Origin of the sequence: Selenomonas sputigena, from assembly GCF_026015965.1 — a bacterium.
Taxonomy (GTDB): domain Bacteria; phylum Bacillota; class Negativicutes; order Selenomonadales; family Selenomonadaceae; genus Selenomonas.
On the sequence record NZ_CP110383.1, the window covers coordinates 1976121 to 1995313 of the forward strand.

The window sequence follows — 19193 nt, forward strand, 5'->3', positions numbered from 1 at the left end:
CTTTCTTTTTAATAATTATTACTCATAAGTTATATATTTAATAAATTATGGTAGGTTTTGGGAAATTCTACAATATTTCACCCGGACGTATTAAGTCTTTCTCTCTATTGATTATACAATATAGTATAAAGCGAGCAAATTTGCAAGGAATTATTCTCGCATTTCTTCTTTTTAGGACTTATAGTCTGAAAATATATGCTAGATATTTTTCCTATAAATATAGATTGTATAGCGTTTTTATAGGGAGAAACCTCCTATCATATAGAACACAAAAGAGGGGGAGACTCTCATCTCCCCCTCTTGCACGCTTTTGTCTTCCGACAAGCTTTCTTTGCCAGCCTCACTCGCTCAAGTAATACTCGATATGCACCTCGGCACTCATCTCTAACATGCCCGGCGCAATCGGCGTCGGAGCTGCATCGGCGGCCATGAGCATCTTTGCGCCCGCGCTGCGCTCAGCAAACGGATAGGTGTTCTCTGAGACGGCCTTCAGTCCGACGACGCGCCTGCCCAGAGCGGCGGCAAGCTCGTCCGCCTTCTTTCGTGCGTCATTGACAGCGGCAGTCAAGGCAATCTTGCGAACCTTGTCTGCATTCTTCACGCCGAAATCCAGTGAAGATATGCTGTTCGCGCCATTCTTGAGCGCGAGGTCGATGACGCGGCTGACATCGGCGAGATTGTCGACGCGCACCGTCACATTGTTCTCCGCGCGGTAGCCCGTGATCTCATTCTCGCGCGTCTCGCGCTCATAAAGCGGCTGGAAGTAGTAGCCGTGCGTCTGGATGTTCGCCTCGGGGATGCCGGCTGCGACGAGCGCCCGCTGCACCGCCTGCGCCTTCTTCGCATTCTCCTCCTGCGCCGTCTTCGCGTCCGCCGCCTGCGTGACGACGCCGACCGAGATCGTCGCGCAGTCGGGTGCCGCCTCCGCCCTGCCCGTGCCGTCGACCATGAGGACGGGCGGCTCTGAAGTCTGCGGCGCTGCTGCCTCTGCCGCCTGCGGTGCGCACAGGAAGAGTCCCGTTGCGATCGCAGCGAGGAAGGCTTTCATCTTGTTCATCTCGATCTCTCCTTTTCTTTCCTAAATAGAAAATTTCCCTCGGTGTGTTTTTCCTCCGTGGATATGTCCATTATAGCATGACTCCTGAGAAATACGAGTTAGAACTCTCTCACTCCCGCATGTAGTTTGCACATCGCCTGCATTACTGATATACTACAACAAGAAACTCGAATAGATACAAAAAGAGCATCGGGAGGAATCATCTTGAGCAATCGTATACGCACGCGCTTCGCGCCCAGTCCCACGGGCTACATGCACATCGGCAATCTGCGCACGGCGCTTTACGGCTATCTCTTCGCGAAGTCCCAGGGCGGCGACTTCATCCTGCGCATCGAGGACACGGATCAGGAACGCTTCGTCGAAGGCGCACGCGAAGTCATCAACGAGAGCCTTGCCGCCGCGCACATCATCGCCGATGAAAGCCCCGAAAAGGGCGGCGCTTTCGGTCCCTATGTGCAGAGCGAGCGCAAGGCGATCTACAAGGAATATGCCGAAAAGCTCGTCGCCAGCGGCCACGCCTATCGCTGCTTCTGCTCGGCGAAGGATCACGCGCACGAGTCGGATGCCGAGAAGTTCGGCGGCTATGACCGCCACTGCCGCGACCTCGCGCCTGAGGAAATCGAGCGCCAGCTTGCGGCGGGAACGCCCTACGTCATCCGCCAGAAGATGCCGCTCACCGGCTCGACGACGTACCGCGATCTGATCCTCGGCAGCATCACAATCGAAAACAGCGAACTCGAAGACCAGATTCTCTTGAAGAGCGACGGCATGCCGACGTACAACTTCGCCAATGTCGTAGACGATCACCTCATGGAGATCACGCACGTCATCCGCGGCAACGAGTACATCACCTCGACGCCCAAGCATGTGCTGCTCTACGAATTTTTCGGCTGGCAGCTGCCCGAGTTCATCCACCTGCCGCCCGTCATGGGAAAGAGCGAAGACGGCACGGTGTCGAAGCTCTCGAAGCGCCACGGCGCAGCGAGTTTCGGCCAGCTTCTCGACGAAGGCTACCTCGCCGAAGCCGTCACGAACTACGTCGCGCTCCTCGGTTGGTCGCCTAAGGACACGAATCAGGAAATCTTCACGATGGAAGAACTCATCGGGGCGTTCTCCCTCGACGGCATCAGCAAGTCGCCCGCCATCTTCGACTACAAGAAGCTCGACTGGATGAACGGCGAATACTTCAAGTCGATGGATCCCGCCGCCTTCGCCAAACTCGCGCGTCCCTTCGCCGGCGACCTGTCGTCAGAACTCGCCGAGAAGTGGGACTACGCCGCCGAAGTCCTGCGCCCGCGCCTCAGCCGCCTCGGCGAAATCAAAGAGCAGATCCATTTCCTCATCGAGATGCCCGACTACGACCTCGACTGCTATACGAACAAGCGCAACAAGACGAACCCGGAAAAGGCGCGCGCCCTTCTTCCCGAAGCGCTACCGATGCTCGAAAGCATAGAGCCGTGGACGCCCGACGCCATCAACGCGGCGCTCGACGCCTTCACAGAACAGCGCGGCGAAAAGAAGGGCGCCGTCATGTGGCCGCTTCGCATCGCTATCTCAGGGCAGAAAGTCACGCCGGGTGGCCTCACGGAAGTGCTCTTCCTGCTCGGCAAAAAAAATTCTCTCGATCGCCTCAAAAAAAGTCTTGCCAAACTGCAGGATATGTAATATAATAAATCGTGTTCATGCGGCTCCTTCGTCAAGTGGTTAAGACACCGCCCTCTCACGGCGGGTTCATGGGTTCGAATCCCATAGGAGTCACCAAGAAATTTCAGGGCTGAAGCCAATGGCTTCAGCCCTTTTTACTGACTTGTCCGTAAAGCAAGCCCCGAAGGGGTAAAGTTGAACGGGTAACAAGTCGTATGCGAAAACGTCCCAAGAACGCGAGCCAACGGCGAAGCGTGATTGGTCGACGTTGACCGCTGCTGACTTGTCCGTAAAGCGAACCCCGAAGGGGTGAAGCTGAACGGGTAACAAGTCGTATGCGAAAACGTCCCGTAAGTCAAGCCCAAAGGGCGCAGACGAACGGCTGACGTTGACCGCACCTTCTCTTCTTCCCCAGAATATGGTATACTTTGCTCGTTGCCACCTCCAAACCGGCACAGGAAGGAGGTGCATACAGATATGGAAAACATCGCCATATCCTTCCTTATCTCCGTCGCGGCAGGGATAGTCTGCCACTATCTGTGCAGATGGCTTGACGAGAGATCAACGGGCAACAAGCCTGGGGCGTAATCCTCTGCCCCGCAAAAAAGAGGATAGAAACGCCCCCCAAGCTGGTATCTTGGGGGGCGTTTCGCATACAGAAATGGTATCGCCATATCTTTCCTGCCACTCGTATTATAACACATCCGCTTACTTATAGGCAAGTCGCATCATCGAGACCAGTCTCAGTCCTTCCACCTCGCCACCATTTCCCTCGCTGCACCTTCCGCATCTGCCGCCGCTGCGACGGCGGAGATCACAAAGAAGCCAGCGGCGCCTGCCGCTTTGACAGCAGGAAGATCATTCACCTTCACGCCGCCGCCGACGATCACGGGCACAGGACTCTTTTGGGCGAAGGAGGCGATCTCCGCCAGGCTGCGCGTGCGGAAGCTGCCGTCCGCCTCGATGCCGGCATCGGGCTTTGATGCCGTCGTGTGCAAGGGACCCGTGCCGATGTAGTCGGCAGCCGCCAGATCCTCAGGCGCAAGCCGAGGCAAATCCTGCGGATGCGCCGACAGGCCGACGATCGCCGCTTCCCCGAGAAGGCGGCGGCAAATGTGCGCGGGCACGTCTTTCTGCCCCACATGCACGCCCGCGACGGCGATACCCATCTCGCGCGCCGCGAGCGCGACGTCGAGCCGATCGTCGACGAGAAGCGGCACGCTTGCTGCCGCGCCGGCCGCTTCGATTGCCCGCGCCGCCTCGCCGAGCAGCGCGATCTGCTCGCGTGCGCTCTGCTCTTTTGCACGAAGCTGCACCGCTGTGAAGCCTGCCCGCACCGCAGCTTTGACGATCTCGCCGACGCGCCGCCCCTTCGTATCACGAGGCCCGATGACGAGATACGCCGTGACCGCGAGATGCGAGCGCAAAGTCATATCGCTCACGGAAAAGCACATAGGAGCGCCTCCCATCCCTTATCCATACAAAAAGAGAGCCTTTCGGCTCTCTTTTCCTTACTCCGCAGTGAACGGCAAAAGCGCAATGTTGCGCGCACGCTTGATTGCAAGCGTCACCTGGCGCTGATGCTTCGCGCAGTTGCCCGAAATGCGGCGCGGCAGGATCTTGCCGCGCTCCGTGATGAAACGGCGAAGCTTCGCGACGTCCTTATAGTCGATGACATCCACCTTGTCCACGCAGAACGTGCAAACCTTGCGGCGCGAACGTCTGCCTCTGTCACGTCTGATCAAATCAATTCCCTCCCCTGTTTAGAATGGGATTTCCTCATCGGGTATGGAAGGGCCGAAGGACTCCTGGCCGGCAGGCGGCTGATGGCTCGGCGCACTGCTCTGCATCGGCGTGCCCGGCGCACCCGCGCCCTGCGGACGCGATCCGGCGAACTCGATGTCGCTTGCGACGACTTCCGTCACATAACGCTTCGAGCCATCCTGCGCATCGTAGCTTCTTGCCTGCAGACGACCCTCGACGAGGATGCGGCTGCCTTTCGTCAGGTAGTTGCCGCAGAATTCCGCGAGCTTCTCCCATGCGACGATGGAAATAAAGTCCGCTGACGGCTGCTGCCCGTCGTTCGACTTGCCGAAGCGGCGATTCACCGCAAGCGAGAACGAAGCGACCGCTTTGCCGCTCTGCGTGTAGCGCACCTCGGGATCGCGGGCGAGATTTCCGGTCAAAAGTACCTTGTTCATGGCATTTCCTCCCTCAGCTTACTCTGCCTCGCCAGCTTCCGGCTCGGCCGCAGCCTTCTCGCCGGCTGCGATGAGCTCCTCCGCACGAACGATCATGTGCTTCAGAAGATCGTCCGTAATCTTCATGACGCGGTCGCACTCCTTCATGCAGGCAGGCTCAGCCGTGACATTGAGCAAGCAGTAGTAGCCGTCCGTGTAATCCTTGATCTCATACGCCAGACGCTTCTTGCCCCAACGGTCTTCCTTGTCGATCGTGCCGCCGTTCGTCTGGATCAGCTTGACGAACTTCTCGATAACAGCGTTCGTTGCTTCCTCTTCCATCGGCTTTACGATAAAGATAACCTCGTATTTTCTCACAAAAACACCTCCTCTATGGTCTGTGGCTCCCTCGGGAGCAGGGAAGGCTCAAAATAAAATATTCGAACCAACTGTCCTGTGACTGAATGATTATATCATAAGAAAAGCCTTGGGGCAAGGAGAAATTCCCATTTGACAAAGCGTGGCGCCTCCTCTATAGTTGAAGCAGCAGATATTCAGAGGAGGCGGTGCGTCATGAAGCATCATTACAGCACGATCAACGGCATCGTCACAACATTTTCCGATATACACCAATCCGCTCAAAAGGGCGAAAGCATCTTGGTCTACATGGAGCGTGCAGCAGAAAACGGCTTTGATACGGCAGAAATCCTGCTGCCAAGCATCTCGTTCGTAAGCTACAGCGGCTTTAGCGAAGACGAGCGCACCGAGCTGCTCAATTTCGTTCAGCGAAACAGCGCTCTAATCTGGGAGATCGCACGCGAGGATGGTGAAGTCATTGCCGACGTGGGGTGAGTTATTCGGTTTTGTCGCTTGTGAGCAATCCAGATACTAAAGAAATTCCTCCCACCTTTCGATATACTCAATGAAACGGTATATTTTCTCGTGACGAATCAATGCTATCTTACATTCTCGAAAGGAGCTGGCCATCATGCCAACGATATATTCCATGACGCAAGCGAACTACGGCATGTACCGCTTTGCACAGAAGAGCGGCTACTCGCTTTTCGGCGGAATGAGCACTGCGGGCAATTCGCTTTTTGGAACGCAGTCCTCCCGCGCTTCCAAGGGGCTTTCCTCGCTCTTAAACTCGCAGGGCTTCGGCTCGAACGCCTACGCCCTGATGAACCTCAAGGAGAACACGCGCGCCGTGCTGAAGTCTTACCACGAAGCCTCCGACGGCTTCTACAAGACATTCGATACAGCGATGAACTCTCTTTCCAAGACGTCTGCGGCACTCAAGAACACGAACTTCAACGTCACGGGCGCGACTGAGGCGGACACGAAGAAGAACACGGAAGACGCGCTCAAGAACGTCAAAGACTTCGTCTCGGATTACAACGACACGATCAAGATGTTCGGCGACTACTCCGACGTCTCAAGCCGCGCTTCGGGCATGGAAAAGCTCTTCGGCGACGCTTCATACAAGGCGGACACCCTGCGCCAAGTCGGCATCACGGTGAACTCAACATCGGGCACGCTCTCCATCAATGACGCGGCGCTGACGAAGGCGCTCAAGGAAGAGCCGAACCGCGTCGAGAACATCCTTGGCAAGAACGGCCTTGCGGGTGCGACAGAAAAGAAGGTCGACTTCGCCAAGACGCAGCGCGACAAGATCTTCCCGTCGGCGCAGCAGATGCTCGGCCCCAACTACCAGCGCGCGCTCGCCTATACATCGGCAGGCTCCTTGACGAGCATGAATTCCTATGCCAATGTGGGTACACTGCTGTCAATGTTCTTCTGAATTGCATCGAAGGCTTCTATTAAACGAACACACTTTCAATCTATCGTGCAAGGTGAAACGCTTCGCTTTTTCTCCCGATTCCTGTGATAACGTCCTCAGAGTATAGCGCTGTACATATTCAAACGCAGATTCCAAGGAGTCCGCCTTACACCTCAAAAGGCTCGCAAGAAAGAACCATCCTTCTTCCTTGCGAGCCTTTTGCTTTTCCATTCAACGTGATACAGGCAATGCTAGCAAGGTTTTTAAAAAATTTTCCATACCAACAGGTATCCATGTTCGTTGAATTCCATAATAGACGCATTCCACCGAGATGGTCTTTTTACCACTCGGCTTTGCATGCTCCAAGCGATCGATCACCTCAGCCACAAACATCCCCAAAACCTCCTGTTTGGTCGCTCCCGGAGGAATCCGCTTGCGTGCCTCCAGAAGTTCTTTGCGTGGAAACGGGTCAATCGTTTCGACAGTAATCTCCACTTGTGCCCTATCCCGTTCCTGACGGAGGGTTCTCGTCTGAATATCGACACGCCCCATGGCTTTCAGCGTTGCCTCGCTGAGCATTTGCGCCTGTCCATCCGACAATCCTCCGCCAAATCCTCGCTTGTACCTCTCCGAGAAAGACTTCGCCGTAATTCCATGAAGATTCACTTCCTCCGTCCCCATGAGATTTCCCCAGCTCGCTTTTTTCACACCCTCCCAATCTTGGCGAAGCCATGCGCTGGAAAGCATTTTTATGCTTTCCGCCGGATCGCTCTCTATGATGCTGCCAGTCGCAAAATTAAAAAGATCCATGAGGAATTCACCCGGATTTTCCGGCACCCATACGCCCTTTTCGCTGTCGTATACGCAATTCGCTCGAAAATGCCTCATTTCACTCGGTTCAAGTTCTCTCAGAGCTTTTTCATAACGCTTGATGAAACCCTCCCTTGTTTTTCTCTCTTCAAATCGATTGTCGCCGCTTTTTATAACATCTCCAACGACCTCTCTTGCATCTATTTTCCTGCAATCAATCGCCTTAAAAGAAATTTCTACCGTCGCCCTGCCGTCCTTTTTCGACAAAATCTGTCCCTGGGGTTCGCACTTCCCTGCAGCCTCGCAGAAAGCCTCATATATGGGATGAATTAAATCTTCCGTGAACGATGTAACACCAATGGCCGCAAATGACTTTGTAAAATCCTCTAGTTTTTTACGCCGCAGCATCTCCCTATCGTAGCCAAATTTCTTCATCCCTGCCGCATCCTCATGCAAAAGAGCCCGCGACAGCTCTTCCATATCCCTTGCCGCATCGTCCTGTGGCGCAAAGCCTGTCAACATGAGCAGGGCAAAAAGAAGTGTCAAGCTCGCAGCAAGACGATATACAGATTTTTTCATATGGTGTATCCTCCCACTTGCAAAAGAAAAGCCGGAAGGCGTTGCGTTCTTTCCGACTTTTCTTTCATGTAAGGCATAAGTTTATGCAGTTTTTATTTCATCAGCTCTCCTCCCGCCGTTTCGAGAATCTTATCTGACGTGCCCACCATATCGTTCGGCAGCCATACGCCCTTGGAGCTGTCATAGGTGCATTCCACCTGGATCGTCTTCGTACCCTTCGGCTGGAGGCCTTCGATAGCCTTGGCGAAGTTCTTCATAAATGCGTCCATGGCCGCATCCAGTGAAGCATCCGGCGCGATGCCCGCCTGCGTTTCGTTCGCAATCTTATCCATATCCATCGAGCTTGCGTCGAGCGTATCAATCGTCAATTCGACCTTCGCCTTGTCATCCTTCTTTTCCAGCGTCTTTGCCTTCACATTGCATTTTTTCAATGCATTGAGGCACGCCTCGCCAACCTGCTGCGCCTGATCGTTCGTGAAAAGCCCTCCCGACGAAGCGGTGAAGGCCGTAACGAAGGATTTCATAAAGGCGCTACGGACTTCTCCTTCCTTAATGCCGAACTTCTCCATGCCGGCCTTGTCTTCCTGGAGGAGCGCCTTGCCAAGAGCTTCCATGCTGACTTCCGGCTCTTCCTTCTGTCCACAGCCTGCGATGAGAAGGGTGACGAGGAGGATGCCGAGGAGGGCGGTGAAGGACTTCCAAACGGATTTTTTCATATCTTGCGTTCTCCTTTCGTTGACCAAAAACATAGCGGGGAAAAGCCTTGCCTTCCCCCGCCGCAAAACAAACCTTACTTCATTTCCACGAGGGGTTTGCCCGTCATTTCGGGCGGGATTTCGAGTCCTGCGAGCGTCAGGAGCGTCGGAGCGATGTCGCATAGTGCGCCGTCATGTGCTTTCTTCACGCGGTCGGACACGCATATAAACGGCACGGGATTCGTCGTATGCGCCGTGAAAGGCTGCCCCGTCGCGTGGTCGACCATGCGGTCAGCGTTGCCGTGATCGGCGATGATGCAAACTTCGCCGCCCATCTTCTGCGCCGCCTCGACGAAGCGGCCGACGCAGGCATCGACCGTCTCAACCGCCTTGACGGCGGCTTCCATGACGCCCGTATGACCGACCATGTCGCCGTTCGCGTAGTTCAGAATGATGAAGTCGTACTTTCCAGACTCAATGGCAGCGACGACCTTGTCCGTGACTTCGAGTGCGCTCATCTCAGGCTGCAGATCGTACGTCGCGACCTTCGGCGAGGGAACGAGGATGCGATCCTCGCCCTTGTACGGCTCTTCGACGCCGCCGTTGAAGAAGAACGTGACGTGCGCGTACTTCTCCGTCTCGGCGATACGAAGCTGTGTCAAGCCCTTCTGCTCGATGATCGAGCCGAGCGTGTTCTTGATGGTCTCGGGCGGGTAGGCGATTTCGACGTTCATGCCTTCCTCGTACTGCGTCATGGTCGTGAACGCGAGATCAAGCCCTTCGACGCGCGGGAAGCCGTCAAACTTCGTATCGGTGAAGGCATGCGTGAGTTCTCTCGCGCGGTCGGGGCGGAAATTGAAGAATATGACGCCGTCGCCCTTCTTCATGCCCGCATAGCCGTCGATGACGGCAGGGATGACGAACTCGTCCGTCACCTTCTCCGCATACGAGGCCTCAATAGCTTCCTTCGCCGTCGCTTTCTTCACGCCGTCTCCCTTGGCGATGGCGTCATACGCCTTCTCGACGCGCTCCCAGCGCTTGTCGCGATCCATGGCGTAGTAACGTCCCGCGATCGTCGCGATCTCGCCGACGCCGATCTCGCGGCATTTCTCTTCGAGTTCGGCAAGATAGCCCGCCGCGCTCGTCGGAGGCACGTCACGGCCGTCGAGGAAGGCATGCACATAGACCTTCTCGATACCGTTCCGCTTCGCCATTTCAAGAAGCCCGTAGAGATGCTTTTCGTGGCTGTGCACGCCGCCTGGCGAAACGAGACCGAGGAGGTGCAGTGCGCCGCCCGACTTCTTCGCACCCGCGATGGCATGGAGCAGCGCCTTGTTCTCGAAGAACGTACCGTCGGCGATCGCCTTCGTGATGCGCGTGAGCTCCTGGTAGATGATGCGTCCTGCGCCGATGTTCGTATGCCCGACCTCGGAGTTGCCCATCTGCCCGTCGGGCAGGCCGACGTACTCGCCCGATGCCTGCAGCTGGGCGTGCGGATATTTCGCCGTGAGGCCGTCCAAGACGGGCGTCTTTCCGACGGCGATGGCGTTCGTCGGGTCTTTCGGGTCGCCGATTCCCCAGCCGTCCATGATGATGAGCGCGACCGGTGCATGTTTCAAAGTTGCCATAGATCTACCCCTTTCCTATGGAGTATGTTACAAATATTGCAGGAAGCCGCCCATAGAGGCTGCTCCCCAAAAGGAGCGGCATCGCATGTGCAGTGCCGCTCAAAAGTTTTCCTTCTCGTCAGAACTTCCTTGCGTCAGAATTTCCTCACGTCAGAATTTCACGATCTCGCTGAAATCTTTCGCCTTGAGCGATGCGCCGCCGACGAGAGCGCCGTCGACGTTCGGCTTCTCCATGAGTCCTGCGATCGTTGCGGGCTTGACGCTGCCGCCGTACTGGATGCGGATGGCGTCTGCCGCCGCCTGGTTGAACACCTCGGCGACCGTCGCGCGAATGGCGGCGCAGACTTCCTCCGCCTGCTCAAAGGTCGCCGTCTTGCCCGTGCCGATCGCCCAGATCGGCTCGTAGGCGATGACGAGATGAGCGACCTCATCGGCAGAGAAGCCGTCGAGTGCCGCCTTGATCTGCTTCGTCACGAAGTCGATGTAGGTGTTCGCCTCGCGGATTTCAAGCGGTTCGCCGCAGCAGATGATCGGCGTGATGCCCGCCGCATAGGCAGCTTTGGCACGCTTGTTGACACCCTCGTCCGTCTCGCCGAAGTACTCGCGGCGTTCGGAGTGGCCGAGCACGCAGTAGTCGACGCCGATCTCCTTGAGCATATCCGTCGAAATCTCGCCCGTATAGGCGCCGCTCTTCTCCCAATGTACGTTCTGTGCGCCGATGTGGATGTTCGAGCCTTTGACGGCTTCTGCCACAGCGGCGAGAGCTGTCGCCGTCGGGCAAGCGACGACGTCGACGTCCTTTGCATCCTTCACGAGCGGCATAAGCTCCTTGACGAGCGCTACGCCCTCGGCGATCGTATTGTTCATCTTCCAGTTGCCTGCAATGATGGGCCTTCTTGCCATAAAATCTTCCTCCTCGTATGGAACATCGGGAGCACGTCAAAACGGCACGCGCTCCCGCAAAGCTTCTATCTTCCTCCTGCTTCTTTTGCGGCGAGCACGAGCATCCGGCTTTGCGGACGCTGTGCGCCATCTTTCAGAAGCTCTTACTTCTCGGCAATCGCCGCGATGCCCGGCAGAACCTTGCCCTCCAGGAACTCCAGCGTCGCACCGCCGCCCGTCGAGATGTGCGAAATCTTGTCCGAAAGCCCCGTCTTCTTCAGCGCCGCGATGGAATCGCCGCCGCCGACGATGCTCGTCGCGCCCGCCTCCGTCGCATCGGCGACGGCTTTCGCGACTGCGAGCGTGCCCTTGGCGAACTCGTCGCACTCGAATACGCCCATCGGACCGTTCCAAATGATCGTCTTCGCGCCCTTCAGCGCTTCGACATACGCCTCCGACGTCTTCGGGCCGCTGTCGAGCGCCTGCCAACCGTTCTCCACCTTGTCGACCGCAACGACCTTCGTCTTGCCTTCGGAAGCGAACTTCGCCTCGTCAGCGAGCGGGAACATGTTCGCGACGGCGACATCGAGCGGCAGGATGACCTTGACGCCCTTCGCCTTCGCCTTTTCGAGAAGCTCCTTCGCGAGATCCATCTTGTCCGGCTCGCACAGTGAATCGCCGATCGGCAGCCCCTTGGCCGCATCGAACGTGTGCGCCATGCCGCCGCCGATGATGATCGTGTCGACCTTCTCGATCATGTTGCTGATGACGCCGATCTTATCCGAGACCTTTGCGCCGCCGATGATAGCGACGAAAGGATGCGCGGGTGCTTCGAGCGTCTTGCCGATGTAGTTGATCTCCTTCTCCATGAGGAAACCCGCGACCGTTTCAAGATCAGAAGCGATGCCGACATTCGAGGCATGAGCGCGGTGCGCGACGCCGAAGGCATCGTCAACGGCGATGTCCGCAAGCGAGGCAAGCTGCTTGGCGAAAGCCGGATCATTCTTCTTCTCTTCCTTGTGATAGCGCAAATTTTCGAGGAGCAGAACCTCACCAGGCTTCAAGTCCGCAGCTGCCTTCTCGGCCTCAGGCCCTACGCAATCGGACGCCCACTTCACATCCTTCTTCAAGAGTTCCGAAAGGTGCTTGACGAGATGCTTCGTCGAGAACTTCTCCTCCTTCGCCTCCGTCGGGCGACCGATGTGGCACGCGAGGATCAGCGCAGCGCCACCGTCAAGAAGATAATTGAGCGTCGGCAGCGTGCGCACCATGCGCGTGTCATTCGTGATATTCATCTTGTCGTCGAACGGCACATTGTAATCGACGCGCACGAAGACCTTCTTGCCCTTGACGTCGATGTCCTTGATCGTCTTCTTGTTCATAAAAATCCTCCCATAAAAAGAACAGAGGCCCGGCCCAAACGCGGCCGGACCTCATGGATCTTGACTCAGCTGATTTTTTCAGAAAGGCGCGCTAGCTTCGCCTCTCCCGTATTTCGCCGACCGCTCTCGCTCTCAGAAAGCGCTGAATTTATCCGTGCTTCCCTTACTTCAGTTCAGCAAAGTACTTGATCGTGCGAACCATCTGGCTCGTGTAGCTGTTCTCGTTGTCGTACCACGAAACAACCTGCACCTGCGTGTTGCCGTCACCGATGGGGCTGACCATCGTCTGAGTCGCATCGAAGAGCGAGCCGTAGCGCATGCCGACGATGTCGCTCGATACGATCTCGTCCTCGTTGTAGCCGTAGGACTCCGTCGCTTCCTTCTTCATCTGCGCGTTGATCTGCTCGACCGTGACCTCACCCTTGACGACAGCGAAGAGGAGCGTCGTCGAACCCGTAGGAGTCGGGACGCGCTGCGCAGCGCCGATGAGCTTGCCCTTGAGCTCGGGGATGACGAGACCGATCGCCTTCGCCGCGCCCGTCGAGTTCGGCACAATGTTGACGGCGGCGGCGCGGCTGCGGCGCAGATCGCCCTTGCGCTGCGGGCCGTCCAAAGTCATCTGATCGCCCGTATAGGCATGGATCGTCGCCATGATGCCGCTCTGGATCGGCGCGAGGTCATTGAGACCCTTCGCCATCGGAGCGAGGCAGTTCGTCGTGCAAGAAGCCGCCGAAATGATCTTGTCCTCAGGCTTCAGAATCTTGTGGTTGACATTGAAGACGATCGTCGGCAGATCGTTGCCGGCAGGCGCCGAGATGACGACCTTCTTCGCGCCGGCGGCCAGATGCGCCGAAGCCTTTTCCTTCGAGGTATAGAAGCCCGTGCATTCGAGTACGACGTCGACGTCATGCTTGCCCCAAGGAATCTTCGAGGCATCGGCTTCCTTATAGATGTTGATCTTCTTGCCGTTGACCGTGATGGAGTCCTCGCCGGCTTCCACCTTGTCCGCGTATTCGTACTTGCCCTGCGTCGAATCATACTTCAAGAGGTGCGCGAGCATCTTGGGGTTCGTGAGATCGTTGATGGCTACGACTTCATAGCCCTCTGCATCAAACATCTGACGAAACGCGAGGCGGCCGATACGTCCGAAACCATTGATCGCTACTTTTACTGCCATTTGTAAAATACCCCCTAGTCCTTCCCCCGGCTTTGCCCGGCGGCGATACAGACGAAGCACAAAAAGCCCGTGCGCCGTCTGCGAAACCTTCCGGCAAGGGCAAAAGCCCCCGCCAATTCTTCTTTAATATTACACTAAAACGGGAGCGATTGTCAATGATATTCTAGGTTAGGAAATATTCCGCACAGACATTGAAGACAAAAGAAATATTTGTTATAATATGGGGAGAATATCCTAGGAAGATTCTATGTGAATCATCAGCATGACCCGGCAGGGAAGCAGGGAGGAAAGAACGATGAGCATCTCTTCAATTTCAGTCAACCCCTACGGCTCGGCAACGTTCGAGAAGATCAACTTGAACCTCGCCGAAGTAGGTCGCCAAAAGGCCGCCCAAGGATGGCACGAGGCAAAGGAAGTCTACAAGTCTTCGCCCTTCGGCAACGATACGAAGCTCGGCACCTCGAAATTCCAGCAGTCAAACAAGGAAGCAGAGCAGCTTGCCAATCGCTCGATCGCGCAGTCTGCACGCGCGGCGAAGGAGATCTACATGTCCTCGCCTTTCGGCAATGACACAAAGATCGGCACGTCAAAGTTCCAGCAGTCGAACGAGGAGGCAATCGCCCTCGCTGACCGCTCGATCGCCAGCTCCGCCCGAGCCGCCAAGGCGTACTACATGGGCTCGATCCTCGGCAACGACACGAAGCTCGGCACGTCGAAATTCCAACAGTCGAACGAGGAGGCAGCGCGGCTCGCCGATCGCTCGATTGCAAAGTCGGCACGCGAAGCAAAGGCCATCTACATGGCCTCGCCCTTCGGCAACGATACGAAGGTCGGCTCATCGAAGTTCCAGCAGGCAAACGAAGAAGCTTTCGCCCTCGCCCAGCAGTCGGCATCGCGTGCCTCACGCGCCGCGAACGCCGTTTCCAAATCCTCGCCCTTCGGCAACGACACGAAGGTCGGCTCGTCCACTTTCCAGCAGGCGAACAAGCGCATTGTCGAGACGGCAGCACACCATACGCCGTCCGTGCTGCAGCAGGCAAAAGCCTCCTACATACGCCAGATGCAGAATGCCGCCGAAGCCGCGAAAAACCCCACGCGCAACACGAAGGTCGATGTCGGCGCATAAGCAATGCGCCAATACATACCGAAGCCACGAAGAGAGCCTGCCGCATGACAAACATGCGGCAGGCTCTCTCTCATTCGCCCAGCAACAACGCCCCCTTCTCAGTCGTCAACCTCGCGGTAGAGCACCGCGCCCGACTGCGCGTCGAGAATCAGCTCATACTTCACATTATTTGCATAGCACTTCACGCGATAAACGGGCTGGAACAAACAGTTGGTCATGGAAACTGGGAGGTCTATTGCAGTTGTTGCGGTCAAGCGTTTTGAACATGAATGTACAATAAAATTATGACGAATACCTAGCTTAGAACGATTTGAGGTATTCGTCATAGAAATGCGGTCGCAAATGATGCCCTCGCATATACATCTCCTGTGCAAGCTCCAAAAGTTCGATTTTACCGTTGCTCGGTTCCTCGGTATTTTCCCTGTCCGTGTAAATTGAGAGGCGCTCTTTTATAGCCGTTTCCCCTGATTTTATGACTGCCAGATCGGACGCATCAGCCAGGGTTTCAATATATGCTTGATAAAATTCCTGCGGATGATGCGCCTTGTAATACGCCAGACGATAGTTCGACATGACATGATCCACGACATGAGCGCGAGGGAACATATATCCCATTTTTTGACAAGATTGAATATACCAAAGGGGAACACCTTTTTCCTGCAGAATTTTTATCGTTTTGGGAAGGATGCCATTCCCCTTTCGCACGGATTCCATAATTTGAAAAGCACGCAGCGGGTCGATCCCCTTTCGTATCAGGTACATCATGACATCATCACGGGTTGCAGCGACTTCGTTCAACGTGCATACACCTCGGCGTATCAGGTTCTGCGCATTTCCTTCCCATACGCCGCTTCCATGAGAGAACGCGGAAATTTTGACCAGTTCACTAAAGAATCTCGGCTGCAATTCCTGCAGCATTTGACGAACCTTGGGAGAGCGAAATTCGGGAATGCCAACGGTGTCGGCTTTCCGGAATAAAGATATGGTGGAAGGGTCATCGAAGGAAATATTCGAAAGGCTGCAGCCTGTGCCGCGCTCTAATTCTTCGAGGACAGAGAGTACAAAATAAGGCAATAGATTGAGTTTAAGGAACTGATCGGTGAGATTGTGGTAGGAAAAATGGGAGATTCGATATGTATGACCTTCTTGATCTTTCACATCCTGCAGAGGAGTAAAGCAGTCGGGTTCTTCATCCTCGGGGATAATGATAAAAGCTGAATCGTTGATTCCCGTAGTTTTTTTCGTGCCAACACATTTCTCAGCCACTTCCTGCACGGATATTTTCACGAGAATACGCTCCGTTGTATCAATATAATTTTGTACATATGTCGCGGCTTCATCATAGGATATCGTTTCGATTGTTCCGGCTTGATATACTCGGACATGATCACATACTTTTTCTATATTTTCGGCTGCAATAGAACGATACGAATCTGGATAATTCATGACGATATCAGGCTGTCTGCTCCCGTCAAAGCCCACAAGAGCGGCATAGGGAATATCGTGACCATCGCCCATGAGTGTTTCTCCGCATTTGGGACAAATTTTAGCCTGCAAATCAAAACCGGAAGCCACGGAGCCATCTGTGATGAATTCGCTGTATTGACATTTTGCGCAACGCCAATGCGGAGGGAGCGGATTGACTTCCGTTATCCCAATCAGATGCGCTGCCAAAGAAGCACCGATCGAGCCGTTCGTGCAGGTGATGTGACCATCTTCATGAGCTTTTTGCACAAGTTTTTGCTGCAACAAATACAGCGACGAATATCCATGTTCAAGGATGATGGCAATTTCCTGCTCCAATCGTTCCTGCACAATTCGCGGCAGATTTCTGCCATATAATTCCTTTGCCTTATCGTAAGACATGGATTTGATGATATCATGGGCATGGGGAATTTGAGGAAGACATTTTTCATACGACGGCTCTATTTCATCCATCAAATCCGCTATGCGGTTCGAACCTGCAGTCACAGCCTGCGTATGAACATTGATTTCAACCCTTTTGACATCGGCTGTATCGCACCTCATGCCATCGCCAGAAAGCACCATCCACACACCCCTTCTATAAAAATTTCTATTGCACGCAAATTCGACACATAGTTCCAATTCAAGCGAAGAACTTTGACGGCTCACACAGCTTTCGACGCAACGCCTGCATGATGCATTTCATACACAGAAAACATCAGTATCTCATTCGCTTCACATAGCTCGACCTGCCACAAGATATCAACCTCTCCTCGGAAGCAGTCGGCGACGGATTCCACCTTTTTCGCAATATCACAGAGACTAAGCTCTTCTCCTGTCCCTCGGAAGATGATCTGCACACCCCGCACTGTTCGATTCGCGGCAGGCATTTCTTCCCAAAGCAGATGTTCTACAGAGATACACCGAAGATCTCCTTTCGTCGACGCAAGCATCGGAAGAATATCCCGCCTGTCTACACCGACCAGTTGAATATTCATCGGCGTCCATAGACCCGATGCGATCATGCAAGCCTTTGCTGCTGTCTCATCTGCAAAGTACATAAGAATCGGTCTGATGCAGCCGCCATCGTCCTCCTGCAGTGCAGTCAGCCGCTCTGCACATGCGACAAAGTCTCCCTCAGAAGCTGTACGATAGATGCAGAGTATATCCTGCTGCCGCAATATCTCGAACGGGATCGTCATCGCCTGCGCATCCGAAATCAGCATGGTATGGGGCAACGATACCTCTTCCGTTGCGATGGACGCAGCATCCTCCTGTTCTGATTCGGAGAAGAATTGACGCACCGGCATACCTAGGAGCGGCTCACACTTTTCCATGTGGGAATAATATCGTGCCAGCGCAGAAAAGATACGCTCATCTTCGCAGGCAAGGATAACACCATTGTCCTGCAGAATATTTTCTGTATATTGCACCATGTTCTTTCCCTCTTATCTATTCTTCGTTCGTCGCTTGCTGCGAATATGCTATGTCAGACTGCTTCGACAGTTCATCAAAAATATGGAAAACTCGTTTGATGTCATCTTGTGAAATGCTCATCAAGGGTAAATCTACATAATAACAACCCTGCAAGCCAGCGTGTTTTTTCGAGTTATTGATATCTCTCTGATGTAACGTCATAGTAATTTCATCCACAACGATATCGCAAGTATCCCTTTCTGCATTAGCATTTTTATCAAACGTATCTACTAATTTTTCTCTCGTGAGATTTTTTGAAATAGCATTTGGCGAAATATACCTCAAAACTCTGAAAATCGGATCCGACGGATCGTCTTCATTTGTGTTCGTCAAAAAGATATTCACTGCATACAACGAAGTGTCCCCGCTGCCTGTATTTGCTTCTTTGCTAAACGTCAGCCAAATATCATCCACAATACCGGCACACTTCTCTTCATACCACTTTATAAACACATATCCACATTCCTTGGATTTAGATTCTATCTCCTTGAGCAATTTCTCTACATTTTTGTACGTCATAAAAACTACAAAGGCGGCATTCTTATAGTTCGTCGTATAATCCTTATTATTTTTACGATCTGCCATAAAGTATCTTTCCTTTTCTATTAATTGACCCAGTTTATCGGCAATACCATTTGTCATAGACAAAAAGGTATCTAAGTCCTTTCTTGTCAATAATCTTACCAAATCACGTATCATCAATTTCTGCCCAAAGGTATATTTGCTTCCCTTCCCCCCATGTAAAATATCCTTCATCGATTGCAATATGTCTTCCCAACTCGCAAAAACGAAATGGACATCCTTGCTTATAATGTTCTTATATTTACGATAAACCGATATGCATGCTTCGTGCTTTGCAATGAACAGCAGGATTTTCTTTTTATCTTTGGCCAAATCGCACAAAATGTTTGCTTCGCGAATGAGCTGATCGTCTGAGGACAGTCCGCTCTGGAACTTTACCTCAATGCCAATACAGCAATTGTCAAAGTTTAGCAAAACATCCAATTCCCCAAGATCATGTTTCGGCCAGAATTTGATATGTTCCTCATCGCTGATATTTGTGCAATTCGCGTTTTCTATGAGCTGAATTGCAGCCTGTGATTCAGCCTGCTGCTTCTCCGATTTGCGTAATGCCCCGCATAGTATGGGCTGCAATCCATCACAAAAATCCATGTACCTTAATGTACCGAAAAAATCTCCGGTCAGCTTATCCTCCAAACTGTCGGATAGGTTCGAGCCCGATCGGCTGATTTTTCCATAAAATTCCTCGACCATGCGTACCTCCTTAAGAAGCCGTTGACACTCCCGCCCCA

19 protein-coding genes and 1 tRNA gene are annotated in these 19193 nt (G+C 53.9%); 5 read left to right on the top strand and 15 right to left on the bottom strand.

Annotated elements, in window-relative coordinates; genetic code table 11:
* Window positions 1–340: 340 nt before the first annotated feature.
* Window positions 341–1057: an SIMPL domain-containing protein gene (locus OL236_RS09600; protein WP_265070435.1), complete on the bottom strand. Its 717-nt coding sequence runs from the start codon at window positions 1055–1057 to the stop codon at window positions 341–343.
* 204 nt (window positions 1058–1261) lie between these two features.
* Between OL236_RS09600 and gltX the strand changes: the two genes are divergently transcribed.
* Together gltX and OL236_RS09610 are read left to right on the top strand one after the other, a co-directional pair.
* On the top strand, window positions 1262–2722 hold the full coding sequence (gltX, locus tag OL236_RS09605; protein WP_265070436.1) for a glutamate--tRNA ligase: 1461 nt from the start codon (window positions 1262–1264) through the stop codon (window positions 2720–2722).
* 21 nt (window positions 2723–2743) lie between these two features.
* A tRNA-Glu gene (locus OL236_RS09610) sits at window positions 2744–2818 on the top strand.
* 626 nt (window positions 2819–3444) lie between these two features.
* On the opposite strand, the gene OL236_RS09615 is transcribed toward OL236_RS09610, so the two are convergent.
* Genes OL236_RS09615 through rpsF form a run of 4 tightly spaced genes read right to left on the bottom strand, consistent with a single transcriptional unit; the run spans window position 3445 to window position 5259 of the window.
* Entirely contained in the window at window positions 3445–4155 is a 711-nt protein-coding gene (locus OL236_RS09615; RefSeq protein WP_265070437.1) for a thiamine phosphate synthase, read from the bottom strand.
* Window positions 4156–4212: 57 nt separating this feature from the next.
* Window positions 4213–4446: a 30S ribosomal protein S18 gene (gene rpsR, locus OL236_RS09620; RefSeq protein ID WP_013741033.1), complete on the bottom strand. Its 234-nt coding sequence runs from the start codon at window positions 4444–4446 to the stop codon at window positions 4213–4215.
* Window positions 4447–4464: 18 nt separating this feature from the next.
* Complete coding sequence (locus OL236_RS09625; protein ID WP_009646643.1) at window positions 4465–4902, bottom strand: single-stranded DNA-binding protein; 438 nt, start codon at window positions 4900–4902, stop codon at window positions 4465–4467.
* Window positions 4903–4920: 18 nt separating this feature from the next.
* Window positions 4921–5259, bottom strand: a complete 339-nt coding sequence (gene rpsF / locus OL236_RS09630) for a 30S ribosomal protein S6 (protein ID WP_264917950.1) — start codon at window positions 5257–5259, stop codon at window positions 4921–4923.
* Window positions 5260–5454: 195 nt separating this feature from the next.
* On the opposite strand from rpsF, the gene OL236_RS09635 reads away from it, so the two are divergent.
* Window positions 5455–5733 carry a hypothetical protein gene (locus OL236_RS09635; protein ID WP_009646629.1) on the top strand — a complete coding sequence of 93 codons (279 nt, stop codon included), beginning with the start codon at window positions 5455–5457 and terminating at the stop codon, window positions 5731–5733.
* Window positions 5734–5869: 136 nt separating this feature from the next.
* Complete coding sequence (gene fliD / locus OL236_RS09640) at window positions 5870–6682, top strand: flagellar filament capping protein FliD (RefSeq protein ID WP_265070438.1); 813 nt, start codon at window positions 5870–5872, stop codon at window positions 6680–6682.
* Window positions 6683–6892: 210 nt separating this feature from the next.
* Here fliD and OL236_RS09645 read toward each other — a convergent pair whose 3' ends face one another.
* The 6 genes from OL236_RS09645 to gap all read right to left on the bottom strand — a co-directional run bounded on the left by OL236_RS09645 (window position 6893) and on the right by gap (window position 13814).
* A complete protein-coding gene (locus tag OL236_RS09645; RefSeq protein ID WP_009646628.1) occupies window positions 6893–8050 on the bottom strand; it encodes a hypothetical protein in 1158 nt (385 codons plus the stop codon).
* A gap of 92 nt (window positions 8051–8142) precedes the next feature.
* The gene (locus tag OL236_RS09650; RefSeq protein WP_265070439.1) at window positions 8143–8766 is read right to left on the bottom strand and encodes a DUF5105 domain-containing protein; all 624 of its coding nucleotides are present in this window, start codon (window positions 8764–8766) and stop codon (window positions 8143–8145) included.
* A 74-nt stretch (window positions 8767–8840) separates the two neighbouring features.
* Complete coding sequence (gene gpmI / locus OL236_RS09655) at window positions 8841–10373, bottom strand: 2,3-bisphosphoglycerate-independent phosphoglycerate mutase (protein ID WP_009646607.1); 1533 nt, start codon at window positions 10371–10373, stop codon at window positions 8841–8843.
* 150 nt (window positions 10374–10523) lie between these two features.
* Complete coding sequence (gene tpiA / locus OL236_RS09660) at window positions 10524–11276, bottom strand: triose-phosphate isomerase (RefSeq protein WP_009646582.1); 753 nt, start codon at window positions 11274–11276, stop codon at window positions 10524–10526.
* A gap of 143 nt (window positions 11277–11419) precedes the next feature.
* Window positions 11420–12637, bottom strand: coding sequence for a phosphoglycerate kinase (locus OL236_RS09665; RefSeq protein ID WP_009646587.1), 1218 nt, complete (start codon window positions 12635–12637; stop codon window positions 11420–11422).
* A 163-nt stretch (window positions 12638–12800) separates the two neighbouring features.
* Window positions 12801–13814: a type I glyceraldehyde-3-phosphate dehydrogenase gene (gene gap / locus OL236_RS09670; protein ID WP_264917544.1), complete on the bottom strand. Its 1014-nt coding sequence runs from the start codon at window positions 13812–13814 to the stop codon at window positions 12801–12803.
* A gap of 295 nt (window positions 13815–14109) precedes the next feature.
* Between gap and OL236_RS09675 the strand changes: the two genes are divergently transcribed.
* Window positions 14110–14940: a hypothetical protein gene (locus OL236_RS09675; RefSeq protein ID WP_265070440.1), complete on the top strand. Its 831-nt coding sequence runs from the start codon at window positions 14110–14112 to the stop codon at window positions 14938–14940.
* A 98-nt stretch (window positions 14941–15038) separates the two neighbouring features.
* Here the strand turns inward: OL236_RS09675 and OL236_RS12530 are convergent, their stop codons facing one another.
* The 4 genes from OL236_RS12530 to OL236_RS09690 all read right to left on the bottom strand — a co-directional run bounded on the left by OL236_RS12530 (window position 15039) and on the right by OL236_RS09690 (window position 19155).
* A complete protein-coding gene (locus OL236_RS12530) occupies window positions 15039–15158 on the bottom strand; it encodes a PepSY domain-containing protein (protein WP_413777373.1) in 120 nt (39 codons plus the stop codon).
* Between the two features lie 82 nt (window positions 15159–15240).
* On the bottom strand, window positions 15241–16989 hold the full coding sequence (locus tag OL236_RS09680) for a hypothetical protein (protein ID WP_265070441.1): 1749 nt from the start codon (window positions 16987–16989) through the stop codon (window positions 15241–15243).
* 80 nt (window positions 16990–17069) lie between these two features.
* Window positions 17070–17840, bottom strand: a complete 771-nt coding sequence (locus tag OL236_RS09685) for a hypothetical protein (protein ID WP_265070442.1) — start codon at window positions 17838–17840, stop codon at window positions 17070–17072.
* A 16-nt stretch (window positions 17841–17856) separates the two neighbouring features.
* A complete protein-coding gene (locus OL236_RS09690) occupies window positions 17857–19155 on the bottom strand; it encodes a nuclease (protein WP_265070443.1) in 1299 nt (432 codons plus the stop codon).
* Between the last annotated feature and the right edge of the window lie 38 nt (window positions 19156–19193).